This window comes from Clostridium sp. AF19-22AC, from assembly GCF_003479085.1.
Taxonomy (GTDB): domain Bacteria; phylum Bacillota; class Clostridia; order Lachnospirales; family Lachnospiraceae; genus Faecalicatena_A; species Faecalicatena_A orotica.
Window position 1 is genome coordinate 56,508 of record NZ_QUGN01000003.1, and the last position, 19,813, is coordinate 76,320.

Annotated in this window: 18 protein-coding genes; 2 read left to right on the forward strand and 16 right to left on the reverse strand. The window is 45.9% G+C overall.

Annotated elements, in window-relative coordinates:
- Positions 1-22: 22 nt before the first annotated feature.
- Together DWX43_RS04225 and DWX43_RS04230 are read left to right on the forward strand one after the other, a co-directional pair.
- On the forward strand, positions 23-319 hold the full coding sequence (locus DWX43_RS04225) for a nucleotidyltransferase domain-containing protein (RefSeq protein WP_118618998.1): 297 nt from the start codon (positions 23-25) through the stop codon (positions 317-319).
- The gene (locus tag DWX43_RS04230) at positions 306-719 is read left to right on the forward strand and encodes an HI0074 family nucleotidyltransferase substrate-binding subunit (protein ID WP_118619000.1); all 414 of its coding nucleotides are present in this window, start codon (positions 306-308) and stop codon (positions 717-719) included. The genes DWX43_RS04225 and DWX43_RS04230 overlap by 14 nt, the downstream gene beginning before the upstream one ends.
- Positions 720-790: 71 nt before the next feature.
- Here DWX43_RS04230 and DWX43_RS04235 read toward each other — a convergent pair whose 3' ends face one another.
- The 16 genes from DWX43_RS04235 to DWX43_RS04310 form a co-directional block, all read right to left on the reverse strand.
- Positions 791-1,408, reverse strand: a complete 618-nt coding sequence (locus DWX43_RS04235; RefSeq protein WP_109729397.1) for a manganese catalase family protein — start codon at positions 1,406-1,408, stop codon at positions 791-793.
- Positions 1,409-1,846, reverse strand: a complete 438-nt coding sequence (locus DWX43_RS04240) for a spore coat protein CotJB (RefSeq protein ID WP_242995920.1) — start codon at positions 1,844-1,846, stop codon at positions 1,409-1,411.
- 122 nt (positions 1,847-1,968) lie between these two features.
- Positions 1,969-3,579, reverse strand: coding sequence for an MBL fold metallo-hydrolase (locus DWX43_RS04245; RefSeq protein WP_109729836.1), 1,611 nt, complete (start codon positions 3,577-3,579; stop codon positions 1,969-1,971).
- A gap of 830 nt (positions 3,580-4,409) precedes the next feature.
- The gene (gene sigE / locus DWX43_RS04250) at positions 4,410-5,150 is read right to left on the reverse strand and encodes an RNA polymerase sporulation sigma factor SigE (protein WP_109729399.1); all 741 of its coding nucleotides are present in this window, start codon (positions 5,148-5,150) and stop codon (positions 4,410-4,412) included.
- 1 nt (position 5,151) lies between these two features.
- Positions 5,152-5,940, reverse strand: a complete 789-nt coding sequence (locus tag DWX43_RS04255) for a sigma-E processing peptidase SpoIIGA (RefSeq protein ID WP_118619002.1) — start codon at positions 5,938-5,940, stop codon at positions 5,152-5,154.
- Positions 5,941-6,791: 851 nt separating this feature from the next.
- Entirely contained in the window at positions 6,792-7,991 is a 1,200-nt protein-coding gene (gene ftsZ, locus DWX43_RS04260) for a cell division protein FtsZ (protein WP_109729401.1), read from the reverse strand.
- A 357-nt stretch (positions 7,992-8,348) separates the two neighbouring features.
- Positions 8,349-9,392, reverse strand: a complete 1,044-nt coding sequence (locus DWX43_RS04265) for an FtsQ-type POTRA domain-containing protein (RefSeq protein WP_118619004.1) — start codon at positions 9,390-9,392, stop codon at positions 8,349-8,351.
- 130 nt (positions 9,393-9,522) lie between these two features.
- Positions 9,523-10,617 carry a putative peptidoglycan glycosyltransferase FtsW gene (locus DWX43_RS04270; RefSeq protein WP_118619006.1) on the reverse strand — a complete coding sequence of 365 codons (1,095 nt, stop codon included), beginning with the start codon at positions 10,615-10,617 and terminating at the stop codon, positions 9,523-9,525.
- 14 nt (positions 10,618-10,631) lie between these two features.
- Positions 10,632-11,999 carry a UDP-N-acetylmuramoyl-L-alanine--D-glutamate ligase gene (gene murD, locus DWX43_RS04275; RefSeq protein WP_118619008.1) on the reverse strand — a complete coding sequence of 456 codons (1,368 nt, stop codon included), beginning with the start codon at positions 11,997-11,999 and terminating at the stop codon, positions 10,632-10,634.
- Between the two features lie 3 nt (positions 12,000-12,002).
- Positions 12,003-12,959 (reverse strand): phospho-N-acetylmuramoyl-pentapeptide-transferase, encoded by a 957-nt coding sequence (gene mraY / locus DWX43_RS04280; protein ID WP_109729405.1) that lies wholly within the window; start codon positions 12,957-12,959, stop codon positions 12,003-12,005.
- Between the two features lie 150 nt (positions 12,960-13,109).
- The gene (locus tag DWX43_RS04285; protein ID WP_118619010.1) at positions 13,110-14,891 is read right to left on the reverse strand and encodes a penicillin-binding transpeptidase domain-containing protein; all 1,782 of its coding nucleotides are present in this window, start codon (positions 14,889-14,891) and stop codon (positions 13,110-13,112) included.
- 90 nt (positions 14,892-14,981) lie between these two features.
- Positions 14,982-17,003, reverse strand: a complete 2,022-nt coding sequence (locus tag DWX43_RS04290) for a penicillin-binding transpeptidase domain-containing protein (RefSeq protein ID WP_118619012.1) — start codon at positions 17,001-17,003, stop codon at positions 14,982-14,984.
- 11 nt (positions 17,004-17,014) lie between these two features.
- The gene (locus tag DWX43_RS04295) at positions 17,015-17,554 is read right to left on the reverse strand and encodes a hypothetical protein (protein ID WP_118619014.1); all 540 of its coding nucleotides are present in this window, start codon (positions 17,552-17,554) and stop codon (positions 17,015-17,017) included.
- A gap of 80 nt (positions 17,555-17,634) precedes the next feature.
- Entirely contained in the window at positions 17,635-18,570 is a 936-nt protein-coding gene (rsmH, locus tag DWX43_RS04300) for a 16S rRNA (cytosine(1402)-N(4))-methyltransferase RsmH (protein WP_118619016.1), read from the reverse strand.
- Positions 18,571-18,607: 37 nt separating this feature from the next.
- A complete protein-coding gene (gene mraZ, locus DWX43_RS04305) occupies positions 18,608-19,045 on the reverse strand; it encodes a division/cell wall cluster transcriptional repressor MraZ (protein ID WP_109729410.1) in 438 nt (145 codons plus the stop codon).
- 517 nt (positions 19,046-19,562) lie between these two features.
- Positions 19,563-19,799 (reverse strand): hypothetical protein, encoded by a 237-nt coding sequence (locus DWX43_RS04310; RefSeq protein WP_109729411.1) that lies wholly within the window; start codon positions 19,797-19,799, stop codon positions 19,563-19,565.
- Between the last annotated feature and the right edge of the window lie 14 nt (positions 19,800-19,813).

A 19,813-nucleotide genomic window follows, 5' to 3' on the forward strand; every position in this document is an offset into this window, starting at 1 on the left:
AAACAGATGGATAGGAAATATTATGTGTACAGGAAAAACAGGAATACGCAGGCAGGTTTTAGAAGAAATTATAGATTTGGCAAAGTTTTATGATCTTTCAAGGGTCATTTTGTTCGGCTCAAGAGCCAGAGGATGTTATCTGGAAAAAAGTGATATTGATCTGGCTGTAGAGGGAAAGAATATCGTGGACTTTGCATTGGATGTGGATGAAAAGACAGATACCTTACTGCAGTATGACATCGTGGATTTGTCAACAGCCCGGGAAGAATTATTGGAAAACATCAGGAAGGATGGGATCATATTATATGAGAAAATTTGATAATTACTGCAGCAATCTGGCTGTTTTGGAAAAAGCATATAAAGAAGATATTCAGAATGAATTTATAGTTTCGGGGATTATAGATAAATTCTTCATTCAATTTGAACTTGGATGGAAAGTATTGAAGGAATTCATTCTGTACGAAGGAAGTTCCATAGGAAAGACAGGCTCACCGAGGGCTATCATAAAAGAGGCCTATCACATCTTTGATTTCATGGACGAAACTATATGGCTTCATATGCTAAAAGATAGAAATGATACAAGCCATATATATGATGGCAATCTGGCAAAAGAACTGGCAGCAAGAATTTTAAAGGAATATATTCCTGAATTTGTATCGACGAGGGAGAACCTGTTCCGCAGGTATAAGGATATTGTGGGGGAAAAACAATTTGATTAATATGTATAAACTGGCGCCATTAAATAAATCGGGAATTCTTTTGTATAGCGCCAGTTTATAATTTTTTTGTCTTACAACTCTGTTTTCATCATTCCTTTATCGAATTCAGGATTGAAGTAATAATAATTCTTTGAATCCAGTTTTTCTTTCGTTTTTTCTAATGCTTCCCCGAATCTCTGGAAATGCACGACTTCTCTCGCCCTTAAGAATTTCAGTGGTTCTCTGACCTCAGGGTCGGGAATCATCCGCAGCAGGTTGTCGTATACTGTTCTTGCTTTCTGTTCTGCCGCAAGGTCCTCCGTCAGGTCTGTAATGGCATCGCCCTTGGACTGGAATTCGATGGACGTAAATGGCAGCGCGGATGCGGCCTGCGGCCAGAGAGCGGTCGTATGGTCTATATAGTAGGCATCAAATCCTGCCTCTTTTGCCTGCTCAATTGTCAGGTGCTTTGTCAGCTGATAAACCATCGCGCAGATAATCTCCATATGCGCCAGTTCTTCTGTACCGATATCTGTCAAAAGACCGCCCACCTGTTTCACAGGCATGGTATACCTCTGTGAAAGATACCGCATGGATGCGGAGAGCTCTCCGTCGGGTCCGCCGTACTGGCTGATGATCATCTGGGCCGTCTTCGGACAGGTTTTTGTAATTTTAACCGGAAACTGTAATCTTTTTTCATATATCCACATTTAAACACACGCTCCTTCCCAGGGCATGGGACCGTCCTGCCAGCAGAACTTCCCGCCACTCTCACAGTAAATGATGCAGTCTCTCGTCAGGGGATAAAACTTTGCTGCAAATTGTTTTTTCAGCTCATCCCTCTCCTTCGTTTTCTGACTGTACATATCGAGTGCCTGGGTGTCACTCATATGAGTATCCAGATACAACGTCAGATCGTCCAGTAAAAAACTTGTCTCTGCTATTTTGGTTAGCAGCGTTTCTCTTTCCCTCTGCTCCTCAGACTTCGGTGCAGCTTCTTTGATATCCTTCTTTTCAATTTCCGCCGCAAAAAACGGCTTGTTCAGATCCCGGAAAATGGTACCTGCAGCCATCGCTTCTTTTTCATCATATAACGCGCCCCATTGCTGAATCGGAATAGACGCAATTGCCAAATGTTCTTCCTGCATAAAAAAATCTCCTTTCTCCACATAAATGAATACACATCTGTGCACACTTAGTATGTGGAGAAAGAAGATTTCTACGTTATAAAAACGCATCCATTTTTGTCAAAATATATGACAGCACTTACCTATTCCCAGCTGTCCCATTTATCGGCCAGATTGTTGATCTGATTTTCAAATTTTGCCTTATCCTTGTTGGCGATGCCTTCGTTCCTGTAAATAACATCCAGAAGCCGCCTTCCAGCCGCAAGCAGTCTCTCGAATGCCGCATCTGCTTTCTTTTGTGCAGGTTTTTTGGCTTTTACAGGGATCCTTACGCCCTCGCTGAGGATCTCATTTGCTGCAAGGTCTACTTCTCCATTCGGGAAAGGCGCCCACGCCGGACATCCGAATTTCTCTTCTATCGTCGCTGCAAACTCATCTGTAACCCCATCTTCCCCATGCACGACAAACACATGTTCCAGAGGCGTCTTGAAACCGCCAAGCCAGTCTAAAAGCCCATTCATATCCGCATGGCCGCTGACTCCGTGCAGACTCTCTATCCTTGCGTGTACTTCGATCGGCTCTCCGAAAAGCCTGACATTCTTTTCCCCTTCCAGAAGCCTCCTGCCCAGAGTTCCATTTGCCTGATAACCTACAAATAAAATCGTACACTCCGGCCTCCACAGGTTATGCTTCAAATGGTGGCGGATTCGCCCGGCATCACACATGCCGGATGCAGAAATAATAACCTTCGGCTTTTCAATCAGATTAATCATCCTTGAATCATCACTTGTTGTAGATGTCTTCAATCCCGGGAATACAAGAGGGTTAATCCCCGCATTGACCAGTTTCAGGGCATCCTCATCGAAACATTCCCTCATATTTTTTGAAAAAACCTTCGTGGCCTCGATTGCCAGAGGGCTGTCGAGATAAACCTCAAAATCCGGATACTCTTTCAGCAGATTCTGCTCCTTGATCTCCCGGATGAAATACAGCATCTCCTGCGTCCTGCCGACTGCAAAAGAAGGAATGACTACATTTCCCTTTCTGTCAAATGTTTCCCTCAGGACCTTTGTAAAATCTTTCAGGTAGTCTATCTTCTCTGTAGAATGGACACGGTTGCCATAGGTGGACTCAATCACAACATAGTCGGCTGCTTCTGTATAACTCGGATCTTTGATAATAGGCTGATTGGTATTGCCTACATCACCAGAAAATACAATCTTCTTGGAGATATCCCCCTCTGTTATCCACACTTCAATACTTGCTGAACCAAGCAGATGCCCGACATCCGTAAAGCGTACTTCAACCCCGTCGCAGATCCTGATTCTCTCTGAATACTGGCAGGGTACAATCCGTTCTATGGCATCCAGTGCATCCTGCATCACATAGATTGGTTCGAATACCGGCTGTCCTGCACGCCGTCCCTTCCTGTTCCTCCATTCTGCCTCAAATTCCTGGATATGGGCGCTGTCACGAAGCATAATATTGCACAGGTCAGCAGTTGCAAAAGTCGTGAATATCTCGCCCTTGAAGCCTTTCTTAGCCAGCAGCGGAAGTAACCCGGAATGGTCAATATGCGCATGGGTCAAGAGCACATAGTCAATATCCGTCTCCGGAATCGGAAGTCCCGGATTTTCATACAGGTCCGGCCCCTGCTCCATACCACAGTCCACAAGAATATTCTTCCCTGCCGCCTGCAGCAAATGACAGCTTCCCGTTACTTCATGGGCTGCTCCGATAAAAGTCAATTTCATAAGCTTCACCAACCCTTTTCTTTCTATTGTAGCATCTTTCCCCCGAAACTAACAGGGGAACTTTGGAAAATGTGGGAGGGGATTTTGAGGTAAAGGGCCGCCGTGTGGGAGGGGGGATGCCGTGTCGGGAAGCGGGTTTCAGGGGAAACTGCCCCTAATTAAAACGGGAGAGGAAATGCGGGCACCGCAGGTATTCGGCCGAACTCCTAATGAGTTCGGCCTGCAACCTGCTTACACACAGGACTTGTGGTCCTGTGTGTATCCCGCCTTTCCCTTCCCGTTTTGATAAAGGGCAGTAATCCCTGAAAGACGCCTCCCGACACGGCATCCCCCCTCCCACACGGCTACGTTCATCCAATCGGTACTCCACACACTTCCGATCGGTAAGTTCTACCAATACCGCGCATTTGAACTGGCTGGCGCGGTTCAAATGTGCTTTGTACGGTATCGTCATATGACATGCGTAAGCATGTCATACAACTTGCTTTATCACTTCCTATTGAGGACCACCCCGGGCAAAGCGATGGGGCCCCCGCGACTTTCTGGAGACAGCGCTGAGAATCCGGGTATGGCGTGCGGCGGGGGCTTTTAGGGGGATGGGATAAGCGGCTTGATGAAATTCCGGGGGAAATGGTGGATCACTTTACGGACCACAAGTCCGGAAAGTGAGTGGGCTACAGGCAAAAGTCATCAGGACTTTTGCCGCATGCGCACGGTGTCCGCTATTTCCCCCGGGATTTCATTTAGCCGCTTACCCGTTCCCCGACAGCCCCGCCGCACGCCATATCCGGATTCTCAGAAGCGTCCGGGCAAGCCGCCCTCCCCCCGCTTTACTCATACCTCACCATTTCGCGTTTCAGCCGCTGCATGATTTTTTTCTCGAGTCTTGATATGTAGGACTGGGATATGCCGAGCAGGTCTGCTACTTCTTTCTGTGTTTTTTCTTCCCCCTCGGGGTTATCCAGGCCAAAGCGCATTTTTACGATTAGTTTTTCTCTGCTTGACAGTTTGTTGATTGCTTTTACGAGCAGTTTTCTTTCTGCCTCGTTTTCCAGATCTTTGTATATGGTATCCTCGTCGGTGCCTAATATGTCGGACAGAAGAAGTTCGTTTCCATCCCAATCCACGTTCAGCGGTTCGTCGATGGAGACTTCCATCTTAGTCTTACTGTTCCTGCGCAGATACATGAGGATTTCATTCTCAATGCACCGGGATGCGTAGGTCGCGAGTTTGATCTTTTTGGTCGGGTTGAATGTGTTAATGGCCTTGATCAGCCCGATTGTACCGATTGAGATCAAATCTTCCACACCGACCCCTGTGTTATCAAATTTTTTTGCTATGTATACGACCAGCCTTAAATTATGCTCGATCAGAAGTTTTTTAGCCTCCTCGTCGTATTCGGAACCCAGATGCTGTATCACTTCGGTTTCCCGCTCTGTCTCCAGCGGGGCCGGCAGCACCTCGGAACCTCCGATGTAATGTATTTCTTTATGGTTCGGGAAAAAAATACTTCTAAAGTCTGGTATTACTTTTAATTTAAACTGCTGGGGTACTGCTACTTTTACAACCATTTTATATGCCTCCTAATAGGTCAGGATTTAAAATCATCTGATATTCTTCTTGTTCTGAAACACACTCTTCGCAAACTCCTATAAACGGCTTCTCTACCCATCTCTCTTCCTTTAAGTGGATGCACATTTTCCGGATGCGGAACACGGGCATGATACTCTCTTTTCCTACTGTACGGTATGGTATGTAATGAAAACCGTTTTTCATGTCATCATCTGTCAGAATAGACCTTGCCAGAGCTTTATCTACAACACTTACCGGCTCTTTCGACAAATTGTCTTCCAGAGCATTCCCAGTGTCAATTAACGCCTTTACTCTTTGTTCGCCTGCACTTGTATATAACGTAATCTCGCAAATCTTTTCCTGCAATGTCTTAAGTCTTGTAAGAAATTCCCAGATCCCCCTTATCAGGTAATAGCAGCCGACGGCCGCAGCAAAGAACAGACTTCCCGCACGCACGTATGGGTGCAGTGCCTGCAGAATCCCCCCATACAGGAAAGATGCGACATACAGCAAACCAAATGCTTTCCAAAATTGACTTTTTCCTTTGACCTTTAATCCTGTCTTGATCATTATTGTATTGACTGTTGTGTGGAACAAAATGAGTTTTATAATTCCCGGTACCGGAACAGCAATCACAGCACATGTAAGCCCTGCCCCGGCTACTCCCCCTAAATAAATGCGTCCATGTGTGGAAGGACATTTCAGCACCTGATTTACGGTAAGCAGTATTAGAGAATCCATCATAAAATTCACCAGAAACAACACGTCTATGTATAATTCATAGTACATGCTCCACCCTCTTTCTCGTTGGTACTAAATCGATTTGGCACTCAAGCAAGATTTATTATAAAGGGAAGAAGGGAAGAAAATTTGTCAGAAACTGACAGAAAAAAAATAATAATTTCGACACGGGGAATTGTTTTATGGGAAGGGGACGCCAGTATGGGGGAGGCGGGGGAAGGGTGTGGTGTTTTGAATGCCGGACGTTTAGACAAGAGTTTGTAATAGAAAATGAGCCTGCTATGCCGGACGAAATTTGATTTTGAGAATCAAATTTCGTCCGGCATAGCAGGCTCATTTTCTATAACGAACTCTAAGTCACACTTAAGGCAGTTCAAAACACCACACCCCTCCCCCGTCTCCCCCATACTGGCTGTCGCATCCAGCCGTAAAAGATTCCCCCGGAAGTCTTTATAGGAGTGGCAGCGTATTGATTCGCTGGGTGGACAAAACTGAAATCAGACAGAACTCCAGACTTTGATACTTAACCTACATGCTTCTCTGGCGATCAGCTTTCTCCCAGCCACTTTCCTGCCCCACCCTCCATACCGGGATGCACAGCTAAGTGGACGGACAGTCTGGGACCCGCGTGGGTTTCGATGCCGTTTTAAGGGGGCTTAGAGTGCACTTAGAAAGTGTTACAGCAAAAACGAGAAAAATGAAGGTCAGAATTTGGTGCCCAACACCAAATTCTGTAGCCAACTTGTGGAGAAATCATCAAGATTTCTCCGCATATTGGCTAGTGCCTTCATTTTTCTCGTTTTTGCTGTTATACTTTCTTAGTAAACGGTTCGCCCCCTGAAACGGCATCGAAACCCACGGCGGGTCCCAGTCTGTCCGTCCGCTTAGCGTCCCCCCACTTATTTCTTGAAGAAGTCCGGTATTTTTATAGACTGTTCTTTTACCTTGCTTGAAGGTGTCCTTGGCTGATCGAGTGTCGGAATTGTTCCGCCTGACGGTCTGCTTGTTGCCCCTGTCGGTCTTGCTGCCGCAGTTCTGCGCTCCGGATCAATCTGTGTCCTGCCGCTTACCATGTCTCCTGACGGGAGGATGGAACCGACCTTCTGCTGTCCTTCCAGTCTTGCTTTTAACTTGGAAGAGCTTCCGCCTACGTTATGTAAGCCGGTAGCAATGACTGTGATTGTTGCTTCATCAGATCTGGAATCATCATACATAGCACCGAAGATGATGTTTGCGTTCTCACCTGCAAGTTCCTGTACGTATTCTGCTGCATCAGATGCATCCATAAGGGTGATATCACCGGAAATATTGATGATAACATGGGATGCGCCCTGAATGGTTGTCTCAAGCAGCGGGCTGGCAACAGCCTGTTTTACTGCCTCTAATGCCTTATCGTCCCCGCGTCCTGCACCGATACCGATATGGGCGATACCCTTGTCCTTCATAACGGTCTGGATATCTGCGAAGTCGAGGTTGATCAGAGAAGGTACATTAATCAGGTCCGTGATACCCTGAATACCCTGCTGTAACACTTCGTCAGCTTTCTTTAAAGCTTCCGGCATGGTTGTCCTTCTGTCAACAACTTCCAACAGCTTGTCATTCGGGATGACAATCAGTGTGTCTACATTTTCCTTTAATTTATCAATTCCCGCAAGGGCATTGGACATACGTGTCCTTGATTCAAAACGGAAAGGCTTTGTGACAACGCCTACCGTCAGTGCTCCCTGCTCCTTTGCTATACGTGCTACGACAGGAGTCGCCCCTGTTCCTGTTCCACCACCCATACCGCAGGTAACGAATACCATGTCAGCACCTTTAAGTGCGGCTGAAATTTCTTCTGAACTTTCCTCGGCAGCCTTCTCCCCTACTTCCGGCTGTGCCCCGGCACCAAGTCCCTTTGTGAGCTTCTCACCAATCTGCATTAAAGTTGGTGCTTTGCATAACTGGAGTGCCTGTTTATCTGTATTGATTGCTATAAATTCTACACCTGCAATCTGCTCATCGATCATGCGGTTTACTGCGTTATTACCGCCGCCGCCGACTCCGATAACTATAATTCTTGCAGCTGCTTCTGATTCGTTGGTTTTAATTTCTAACAAGAGTGTTTCCTCCTTCGTCGTCCTATTAATATTATTTTATACATCCCTTATTCCCACAGGCATCGACACAACGCCATGCCAGCATGACTGTGACATCCGCCGCGGGGCCAAATCCCCGGCAGCCAGCTGTCGGGACCTTGACTTCAATCTACATTCCGGGTTCATTATGAATGCGGAATGACACAGCAGCAATGCCGCCGTTTTTATTGAACGATATAACTCAATAAGTATATAATATAGTCTTTTACATAAATAATCAATAGATTTTTGCTTATTTTCTCTTTTTTTTATTCAATTCATGAAGGCTTTACAGCTTATTTTTCAGCTTTTCTGTAAACCTGCCTGCCGGAGTATGGATTACGGGAACTCCTCCCCCGTCTGGCCATCTTCCTGATACTGGCTGTCCGTCTGATTCTGGCTGTCCTGCTGGTCCTGACTGTCCTGTTGGTCCTGACTGTCCTGTTGGTCCTGACTGTCCTGTTGGTCTTGTCCGTCCTGAGCGTCCCCTGTATCATCCTGATCTGTCCCACCATCGTCTTTTGACTTGTCCTGAGATGATTTTGGCACAAATCGGACTGCCTTGTCCGAGGCGTCAAAATTCTCCAGATGGAGTGTTCCCTCCTCGTCCGGATATTTTTCTGCCAGCTTCTCAAGGATCGGCGGTACCTGTGCGAGACGATCTTCATAATTGGTCTTGCCGAGCAGGACTTCCACAGTTCCGAAGTAGAGGTTCAGTTCACTGCCTGAACAGGTGATCCGGTCAGGAGTCAGTTCGTATTTTACAATAAGCTGTGAAATCTCTACGATTCGCTGGAATACATTTTTGTCTGATACCGGAAGTATTTTTCCCATCTTTACTTTGGATGCATCGATATCCATACCTTCTATATACGCGGCCCCATCCACTTTGTCTTTTGTCGTCAGAAGTGCCGTCCCTTCTTTATCAAAATAAAGATACTGGTTATTATAATCTATGTATCCGGTTATTTCCTTTTCCTTTACTGTCACACGTATGGACCAGGGTGCTTTCAGGGTGATCCTGGACGATTCTATTGTTGGCAGCTGCTTTGTATCTGCTTTGTTGAACTTCCACCATGCATACACGGAATTCATGCCGTACTTATCGCTCCTGATCCACTCGATCACATCATTTTCAGCTGTATATTTGTTTCCCTTCACTTCTATCTTTTGTATATGGAAGAGGAGGAGAAAAGCAAAAACGATGATTGCTATCCCTAAGACAAATGTCAAAAGTCCCAGAAATACACCCTTTCTCTTCTTCTTTTTTCTCTCAGGAGGACGGTACCCTTCCTTGTATAATACTTCATTTATATATGCTTCATCATCAAACTGTTCATATTTCTCACGTCTGCTCTTCTTACTCTGCTTTCCGCGCTTCATCGATCGTCCTCCTTATATTACTTATCTTATTGCCGTCTGCCCCTTCGGGTGCGTACGGTAATAAGATCTTCCCCTGCCCTATTCTATCAAATACAAGCCATTTTATACAAGACCTATTTTCCCAAACCGCTTACTCGCTTTTTTCAATCGAATTGGATACACTCAGCACGAGTCCCATTTCCAACAGCAGAAACATGACCGAGGTGCCCCCGTAGCTGATAAAGGGCAGTGTGATTCCGGTGTTCGGAATGGAGTTTGTTACAACCGCAATATTCAAAATCACCTGAATCATCATATGTGCCATTGCCCCTGCCGCAATCAATGCCCCCAGAAGGTCTTTCGCATGGGTTGCAATCACAAAAAAACGCCAGATCAGGATCAAAAACAACAGGATAATCAGGCTGGCCCCTACCAGCCCCAGTTCTTCACATATGATAGAAAAAATCATGTCGTTCTGCGCTTCCGGCAGGAATCCAAGCTTCTGCACACTTTCCCCGAGCCCTCTTCCAAACAGGCCTCCTGATCCGATTGCATACAGCCCCTGAAGTGTCTGGTATCCCTTTTCATACTGCTCCGGGTTTCTCCAGATTGCAAGCCGCTCCAGCCTGTAACTCTCCAGTGCCAGAAAGATTCCCATGAAACCTACCCCGGCACCGCCCATCCAGAGAAACTGGGCATACTTTGGGCTTGCCACGAAGATCAGCACTACCGCGATGCCCATGATTATGATCGCGGTACTTAGGTTGCTCGCCCCTACAAGAGCCACAATAGGCAGCACCGGTATCATCACCTTAACAAGCGTACGGAATTTCCCCATCTGCTTCACATTCTTTGTGACAAGGCAGGCAAGAAAAAGGATAATCGCCACCTTTGCAAACTCCGAGGGCTGAAAAGAAATCGGGCCCAAAGAAAGCCATCTTTTGGACCCGTTGTACTCATCTCCTATAAACATAACCGCTACCGATAAAAGGATTGCTGTCAGATACCCGAGCTTTGCCAGAGGCGCCCATTTATGGTAGTCGATATTCGCCACAATCAGCATCCCTGCCATCCCGAGTGCAGTTGCAAATCCCTGCTTTTTCAGGTAATAGAAAGAATCGTGAAACTTAACCCGTCCGTTGTAGGCACTGGTGCTGTATAAAAGGACCAGTCCGATTATCACCAGTAGTAACACAACAATCAGCAGTGTATAATCATACCGCTTCTTTTTAGCAGGACGCTCCAATATAAATTCACTCCTTATAACTGGTTTACAAGTTCTTTGAATTTATCTCCACGTTCTTCATAATTTTTAAACATTCCCCAGCTCGCACACGCCGGTGACAAGAGTACGGCATCCCCGGGAACAGCATTTTCCACACAGATATCCACTGCTTCCTCAAATGTATCAGCCAGAACCGTATCGGTGAAACCAAGCCGTCTGGCTGTCTCATCTATCTTCTCTCTGGTCGCCCCTAAAAGGACCAGCTTTTTCACCTTGCCGTCAAAAGCCTGTATCCATTCTTCATAAGAAGAATCTTTATCATATCCGCCGCCTATCAGGAGCGTCGGGCGTTTCATTGCCTGAATCCCCTTGATGGCTGCATCCGGGTTGGTTCCTTTGGAGTCATTATAATAGGCAACACCATTCTTTTCGGCAACAAACTCTATACGGTGCTCAACCCCCTGGAAATCCATGACCGTCCTGCGGATAATGTCCAGCGGAACTCCATATGCCGCTGCCATCCCAACTGCTGCCATGACGTTTTCATGATTATGCGTCCCCAGAAGCTTCAGCTCATCAATATGGCAGACCACCTCCGGTTCGCCGTCCATATTTAAGAGCATTCTGCCGCCGTCCAGATAGATACCTTTATCTAGTTTACGCCGGCTGCTGAAATATAGAACCTCTGCACTTACTTTTTCCGCGAATTTTCTTGTTACTTCGTCTTCATAATTCAAAACACATGTATCTTCTGCCGTCTGGTTCTTTGCAATATTCTGCTTTGCCCCAATATAGGCTTCCATCGTATGATGACGGTTCAGATGGTCCGGTGAAATATTCAGAATCGCACTCACCCGCGGGCGGAATGTATGTATGGTTTCCAGCTGGAAACTGCTCATCTCCGCAACAATCACTGATTCTTCCTTTGTTTCCAATGCAATGGCCGTGTAAGGGTTTCCAATATTTCCGACAACAAATGTGCTTTCCCGGTAATTCTTCATGATCTCACCTAAGAGTGCGGTCGTCGTTGTCTTCCCGTTTGTTCCTGTAATCGCAAGGACATCGCCTTTTCCGAATACATAGGCCAGCTCTATCTCACCCCATATGGGGATGTCTTTTTCTCTCATCTGCCCTACAACTGCAAGATCGGTAGGAACCCCCGGACTCATGACTGTCAGAGATAGTGTGTCCAGAATCTCCTGCGGCAGTTCTCCGAGAACCACCTGCATATCAGCCCCTTCTGTCTGTCCTGTCAGTATTTCTTTGCGGATACTCCCCGCATCCAGAGAAGCGTTGCCATCATATAAAATCACATCTGCCCCTTGTTTCACAAGCAGTCTGCCGGCCGCTATCCCGCTGATACCAGAACCGAATACCAGCACTTTTTTCTCTCTTAAGTCCATAATCTATACCCCCATGAGTGCAATCAGGCAGAGAATCGCCGTTACGATTGAAAATACAGCAACGACTCTCGTCTCAGACCACCCGCATAATTCAAAATGATGATGAATCGGTGCCATTTTAAAGAACCGTTTCCCTCCCGTTTTCTTAAAATATGTTACCTGAATCATAACGGAAGCGACTTCAACCAGATAAATCAGCCCTACGATAATTACAAACAACGGCATCTGCATCATATAAGCCGTTCCTATGACAAATCCCCCCAAAGCAAGGGAACCGGTATCCCCCATGAAAACACTGGCAGGATATACGTTAAACAGGAGGAATCCAAGCAGGGCACCTACCACAGCACAGGTGATCGGTTCAACGCCGCTCTTCGTTCCAATCGCCACCACGGTGAAGAAAGTCGCTACCAGTACGGTTACACTTGATGCGAGTCCATCCAGGCCGTCTGTAAAGTTCGTTCCGTTTACAGTACCGATTACTGCAATAAATAAAAGCGGGATCGCAATCCATCCGATATCCCAGTACTTGCCGCCTGAGAATGGAACAAGCAGTGTCAGCGGAATCTTAGCCACCTTTATAATATAGTAGGCAAAGATGGCAGTCACCACGATCTGAAGCGCCATCTTCTGTTTCGGGTAGAGCCCGTCGGAACGTTTCATGACGACCTTCAAATAATCGTCCAGAAATCCGATCAGTCCAAATCCAATTGTCAGGAACAGGATCGGGATGATGTTCGGATAATCTTTTACATATAATAAGGAAGTAATCACAACACTGCCAAGGATGATCACCCCGCCCATCGTCGGAGTACCCGCTTTTTTCAGATGGGACTTCACCCCATCCTCTCTCTCGGTCTGACCCATCTTCAGTTTTCTAAGAAACGGTATCACAACTGGTCCCATCAGCAAACTAAGCACGAATGAAATCAATACCGGAATCACTACATGATAACTCATACATACACCTCTTCATCTCTTTTGTTAAATAAAAACTTATTTATTCTTATCATTGCTGCTGTCCTGCCTGAAAATGCCAGCAGAACATCTCATACAGTATACCTCATTAGCTTCTGTTTTTCAACTAGAAAACAACTGTTAATCCCTAACTCAATCCGCGCTGTCTTCCTGTTTTTCTCCCGTTTCTTCTGTGTTTTCCGGTATGGTTCCGGTTTTTTCGATACCCAGATAAGGCAGCACATTATCGTAGATGCTCTTAAGTACGGGTGCCGCAATTGTTCCTCCATAATAGACACCCTGTGGGTTGTGGATCAACACCATGCCAAGAACCTGAGGGTTCTCTGCCGGGGCAAATCCGAGGAAGGATGATATATATTTATTGGCACTTCTTGGCAGTGTCTGTGATGTCGCCGTTTTCCCCCCTATCGTATAGCCCTCGATATAAGCATTCTTGCCAGACCCCTCGGACACTACGCTTTCCAGGAGCGCGCGCATCGTCTTGGAAGTTTCTTCTGATACGATTCCATCTTTTTCTTTGTACTTAAATGTCTCGGTCTCATTCCCGTCTTTGTCCAAAACGCCCACCCCAAGGTGAGGTGTCACTCTCCGCCCCCCGTTGATCAGTGAACTGACAGTCGTCGCCATCTGAATCGGGGTCACCTGAAATGACTGTCCGAAAGACATGGTTGCAAGCTCCACTGTACCAATATCTTCTTTTTTATGCATAATCGTCCCGGCCTCCCCGGGCAGGTCAACATTCGTCAGGCTCATTAAACCGAACTGTTTAAAATAATCATAGAAACGATCAGATCCAAGCCTCAGGCCGATATCTATAAAAACCGGGTTGCAGGAGTTCTGAATTCCCTGCACAAAGGTCTCAGAGCCATGTCCGCCGACTTTATGGCACCTGATCTTCCGGTCCTCCACCACACGGTAGCCCGGACATGAAAAGGTATCAGAAAGCTTCACAACACCTTCCTCCAGACACGCAGAAGCAGTAATGATTTTAAAAACCGATCCCGGCTCGTATGTATCATTGATACACCCGTTCCTCCACATCTGGTTTAACTGGTCCTGCACCTGCTCATCTGTCAACGTGTCCATATCTGCTCCTGTATTCAGTATATACGGTTCGTTCAAATTAAATTCCGGTACATTGACCATTGCCAGTATTTCTCCATTTTGGGGATTCATAAGCAGGATGGATACGCTGTCCGCCTGTTTTTCTTCCATCACCTTCAGTGCCGCCTGCTCACAATACGACTGGATGTTGTAATCCAGACTGACCTTTAGCGTGTTCCCCGCCACCGGCTCAATCCTGTCTTCCGCAACTCCCTCCAGTTCAATCCCCCTTGCATCAGTCATGGTTAAAATTGTCCCGTTGATTCCTTTTAAGTACTCCTCGTATTTTACCTCAAGGCCGATGATGCCCTGATTGTCCCCGCCTGTGAATCCCAGCACCTTCGATGCGATTTCATTATAGGGGTAATAGCGCTTGAAATCTTCATCCACCTTCACTCCGGCCAGATTATAATTCCGGATCCGGTCCCCGGTTTCCTTGTCGACATTTGTTTTTACTTTCTCCATAGAAGAAACCTTTTCCACACGCTTTCTTACCGTCTCCTCGTCCAGTTCAAGTTCTTTCATGAGTGTTTGGATGACCAGTTCCGGGTCTTCAATCTGATTGTGTATGACAGAAATCGTGCAGACTGTTTTATTCGTCGCTAGCACTGTCCCATTTCTGTCTACGATTTCGCCTCTTGCAGCCTTAATCGAACGCTCTCTTTCATGCAGGGATTCTGCCTTCTCCTGATAATATTCTGCGTCAAAAACCATCAGGTATACCAGTCTCCCGATCAATGCCAGCAATACTACAGAAGCGCATAGGAACACAACGAGTATTTTCTTTTTATTATATGTTTTGTTCTTCATAAATAAAAACCTTACAAAAGATGTTTTTATAACATATTACATCTTTTGTAAGGTTATTCGTATCTGTTCCCAGTTACTGCTATTTCATTTCTATTGTGCATCCTGGCCGGTTGCCCAGTCGGCCAGATCCGGATCGTAGTTATCGTCTATATAAGAGCCATCCGGTTTGTCATAATCGTCCTCATAATTCGCGTCAAAATCCTGATAATCTGTCTGCTGCTGGAGCTGCTCGGTCGGCACGGCGCCGTTCGTCGTTCCCGTATATCCTTCCATTGTTGTAATATTCAGGTAAGGGAATGCCTCTGACATAATTTTTTTCGAAAGGTCAAGTACGTAAGAGCTGGTCCCCTGGTCGGCTACATTTGCCTCGTCGATTACGACATACACGACGACTTCCGGATTTTCCTGCGGTGCATATCCGATATATGAAAGCACATACTTCTCATTACCTCGCGGGAGTTTCTCAGCCGTCCCCGTTTTTCCGCCGATATCATAACCTTCGACGTTAGCCCCCTGACCTGTACCGCTTGTCATAACCGCCTTCATATACTGTTTGACCTGTGTTGATGTCTCTGCAGATATCGTCTTTTTCAGCAGCACAGGATTTTTCGTTTCTACTACTTTTCCACTCTCGTCCTGAATCTGTTTTACAATATGGGGCTGATAGTAATTTCCCCCGTTTATCAGGGAACAGAACGCCGCTGTCATCTGCGTCATTGTAACATTGAAGCCCTGTCCGAAAGAACTGGTCGCAAGTTCCGACGGGTTTAACTGTTCTTCTGTATAGAGCAGGGATGCTGTTGATGCTTCCCCCGGCAGGTCAATCCCGGTATACTCACCGAAACCAAAGATATGCTGGTAACGGCTGAAGTCCTTTGCCCCGATGGCCTCCACCATATGCATCAGCGCCACATTACAGGAGTTCGCGACTGCCTGTTCAATAGTCTCTGTCCCATGCCCTGATCTCAAATGACAGGCTATATCATAATCACCCACATGGAGGTACCCCCCACAGACATATGTTTCATTCCCTTTCAAGGCACCTGTTTCCAACCCTGTTGCAACCGTAAACGGTTTTGCAGTAGAACCCGGCTCAAATGCATCACTGACGCAGAAATTTCTCCAGAGCTCATTCATGGCCTCCAGCTTTTCATCGTCAGTCATGGCTTTCAACTTTTCTTCTGTATAAATCCCGGTTAAATCTCTCGGATTATTCAGGTCAAAATTCGGATAAGACGCCTCTGCCAGAATTTCCCCTGTATTGGGGTTCATGATCATAACTGCCGTATTCTTACTTCCCGGCTCTCCCTCACGTTTTTCTCCGGTATGCTCATCATTGAACTCTTTGATACACTTTTCTACAATACTCTGTAGTGTGACATCAATAGTGGATACGACGGTATATCCGTTTTTCGCCGGTTTTACGGTGCGTTCTACGGTCGACGCACTGTCAAAATATCCATATTCACGTCCATCCGTGCCGTTCAGGACTTCATTATAAGCACTCTCTATCCCTATTGCCCCCTGATTGCCGGCAACGCTGAACCCGATCACATCACTCGCAAGTGAATTATATGGATAAGACCGTTGATAATCGTCCTCCAGCCAGATACCTTTTACATTCGGGTATTTCTTCGTATTCTTTTCTATTTTTTGAAATTCTTTGGCCTTTTCATAAGGTACACCTTTCGCAAGAATCTCATACCTGCTTTCAGGATTCTCCTTGATCCGTTCCCTCACATCTGATTCCTTAATATCAAATACATCTTCCAGTACTTTAATCGTAGGTTCGATGTAGTCTTCATCAGACAACACGACATTCACATCCAGTATGACATTGTAAACCCTCTCACTGACTGCCATCTTTGTCCCGTTACGGTCTACAATATCCCCCCGCTTATACGGGATGACACGGCTGTCATACTCCTGCTGGTCCAGTACAATCTTCGTATACTTTTCTCCCTTGGATGCATTAATATAAGTAATCCTGCCTACAAGAACAACAAAAGCCAGTATAATTGCCATAAACAGCATTACCAGCTTTTTCTGCATCCTCTTTGGGAATTTTTTAGTTAAAAATTGAAATCTATTTTGTCTTTTACGTTTTGCCATATTCGTTATCCTTAATCTGTTACATCCTTCGACTTGGCCAGAACTCCGTCTGACGGGATATCACTGTACTGTTTCACATAATCGCTTGTCGGGCTTTTATATTCTATTACATTGCCCTGGGAAGCGTATACCATCCCCATCTCATTCATTGCCTTATCACGGATCTCTTCCAGATTCACAGAATCTTCCGCTGCATTATATGCAGTATCATTTTCTTCGGTCAAATCTGCGAGTTCTTCCTGCAATGCAGAAATATTCTCTGATCTGCTGACCATATCGGACTGGAGCTTTAAGTAAGCTACGCAGATCAAAACCGCACATATTGCTGCTGCCGCCAGAAAAATCGTATATGCAGGACTCGTGTTCATTGCACGTTTCCTGTTCCTGCGAACCTGACGGCTTGTCCTCTTCGGACTCTCCGGCTGTGCCTCCGGCCTTCTCTTTGGCAGAACTTCCGGCTTAGGTACTGTATTACCATAAACATATGCCTGTCTATAGCTGCTTTTGTTATATGCCTGTCTGTAACCTGACGCTTGTCTCCTTGCAGCCATCCTAGTCTGCCCCTTTCTTGATACTGTTTCCGTCAGGCTCTCCCCTTCCTGACGGTATCTATTTGCTATACTCCTGAAAATTAAGCCCGTTCAAATATCCTCAGCTTAGCGCTCTTTGAACGGCTGTTGAACTCCAATTCCTCCTCACCCGGCAGAATTGGTTTCTTTGTGATTACTCTTCCCTTTGATACATTCCCGCATACACATACCGGGAAATTCTTCGGACAGATACATGGATCCTCATTCTTGCGGAAGGCACTCTTCACGATCCGGTCCTCCAGTGAATGGAATGTTATGATGCATATCCTGCCTCCGGGATTCAGTAAATCAATCATCGTATCCAGCGTCTCCTTCAGAACATCCAATTCATGGTTCAGTTCTATCCGGATTGCCTGAAACGTTCTTTTAGACGGATGACCCGATGTTTTCTGAATCTTCATCGGAATCGCCCTGCTGATTACTTCATTCAGCTGTCCTGTTGTTTCAATCGGTCCCTTACCGCGCTCCATTACGATATGCTTTGCGATGTTCTTCGCAAACCTGTCCTCTCCGTAATCCCGGATCACGCGGTAAAGATCCGCTTCGCTATAGTCATTGACGATGTCCCTCGCTGTCATCTTCTGCCTCTGATCCATTCTCATGTCCAGAGGGGCATCTGCGCGGTAGGAGAAGCCCCGTTCTGCCGTATCTAACTGATAAGATGATACGCCCAGATCCAGGATGATCCCATCGACCTTGTCAATGCCTATCTCATGGAGCCTCGGCTTCATATCACAATAATTGCTCCTGATTATTGTAACTCTCTCCCCGAAGTCGAGTAACCGAACGCTGGCTGCTTCTATAGCTGCAGCGTCCTGATCTATTCCTATAAAACTCCCCTTGCTGCTTAACTGCTTACACACTTCAAAGGCATGTCCGCCTCCGCCGAGTGTAGCATCCACGTAAATTCCGTCCGGCTTGATTGCCAGACCATTTACCGTTTCTTCAAGTAAAACTGATGCGTGCTTGAATGCCATAAAATCCTCCATATTCATCCGAAAGCTGCCATTACTTTTAGATTCTGATCCCAATTGCTTCCATACGTTCTGCAATTGCATCCAGATCTTCTTCGCTGACCATGCTCCGTTCTTCCCAAAGTGCTTTATCCCAGATTTCAACGCGGTCCTGTACCCCTACAAGGACAACATCTTTTTCCAGATTGGCCGCTTTTCTCAGAGAAGGTGGTACCAATACTCTCCCCTGCTTGTCAAAACTGCCTTCTGAAGCACTTCCGAAGAAATAACGCTTGAATATTCTGGCATCTTTATTCATACGTGGTAAGGTTTCCAATTCGGCAACAAAGTTGTTCCATTCGTCCATAGAGTACACAAATAGACAGCCCTCCAAGCCATTACAGATTACGAAACTATCTCCCAAGTCGTCTCGCAGCTTAGCTGGGATGATTAGTCGGCCTTTTTCATCAATTGTGTGATTAAACTCTCCTAATAACATCCGGAACCCCTTCTGCTAAGTGGGCCTCCACATTCCACCCCACTTTGTGCCACTATCTACCACTTTCTTACCACTTGTCACCATTGTAAACCACACTCTCTCCATTTTCAAGTATTTTTTTCTTAATTTTTTATGGGGATGGAACAGATTTCCAGAGAAGGAGATGCCGTGGGAAGCGGGAATACGCGGCTTTGGGGCAATTTACTGGGATAAGCGGGGGGGATGAGGAGAAAAATGGAAAAATTATTTTCCCGTTTTCCGACAGGTGGGGGATGGTGGGGGATTTTTTGCATTAGTGGGGGCGAGTGGGGGACATGGTGGATTTTTCTTGAGATTGTGTGTCTTTTTTGTATGTATTTTGGGTTTTAGATGTTTTTAGGACCCATTTTTTAGATTATAGATTTGATTTTTACATAAAAAAGAAAAAGCAGAATCAGAACCGTGATTCGTTATCATGGTTCTGGTCCTGCTTTTTCGTCTTTGTTTAAAATAATTTAATTGTCCTGAAATGTTCTGCCTATTTAGATAACTGACTCAGGTAGTTATTGACTGCATCGTAATTCACTTCAGCCACTGCCCTTTCCTGATTTGCTTCATGTGTCTGGTATGCTGAGAATCCAAGCCAGCCCACTAACGCCAGCGCTGCAAGTCCGAGTACACATTTACGTACAACACTCATGATACGCTGCTTTTTAATAATCTTCTTTCTGTTGGCCTTTTCCTGTTTATATCGTTCTACTTTTTCCTGACTCATCTTTATAAACTCCT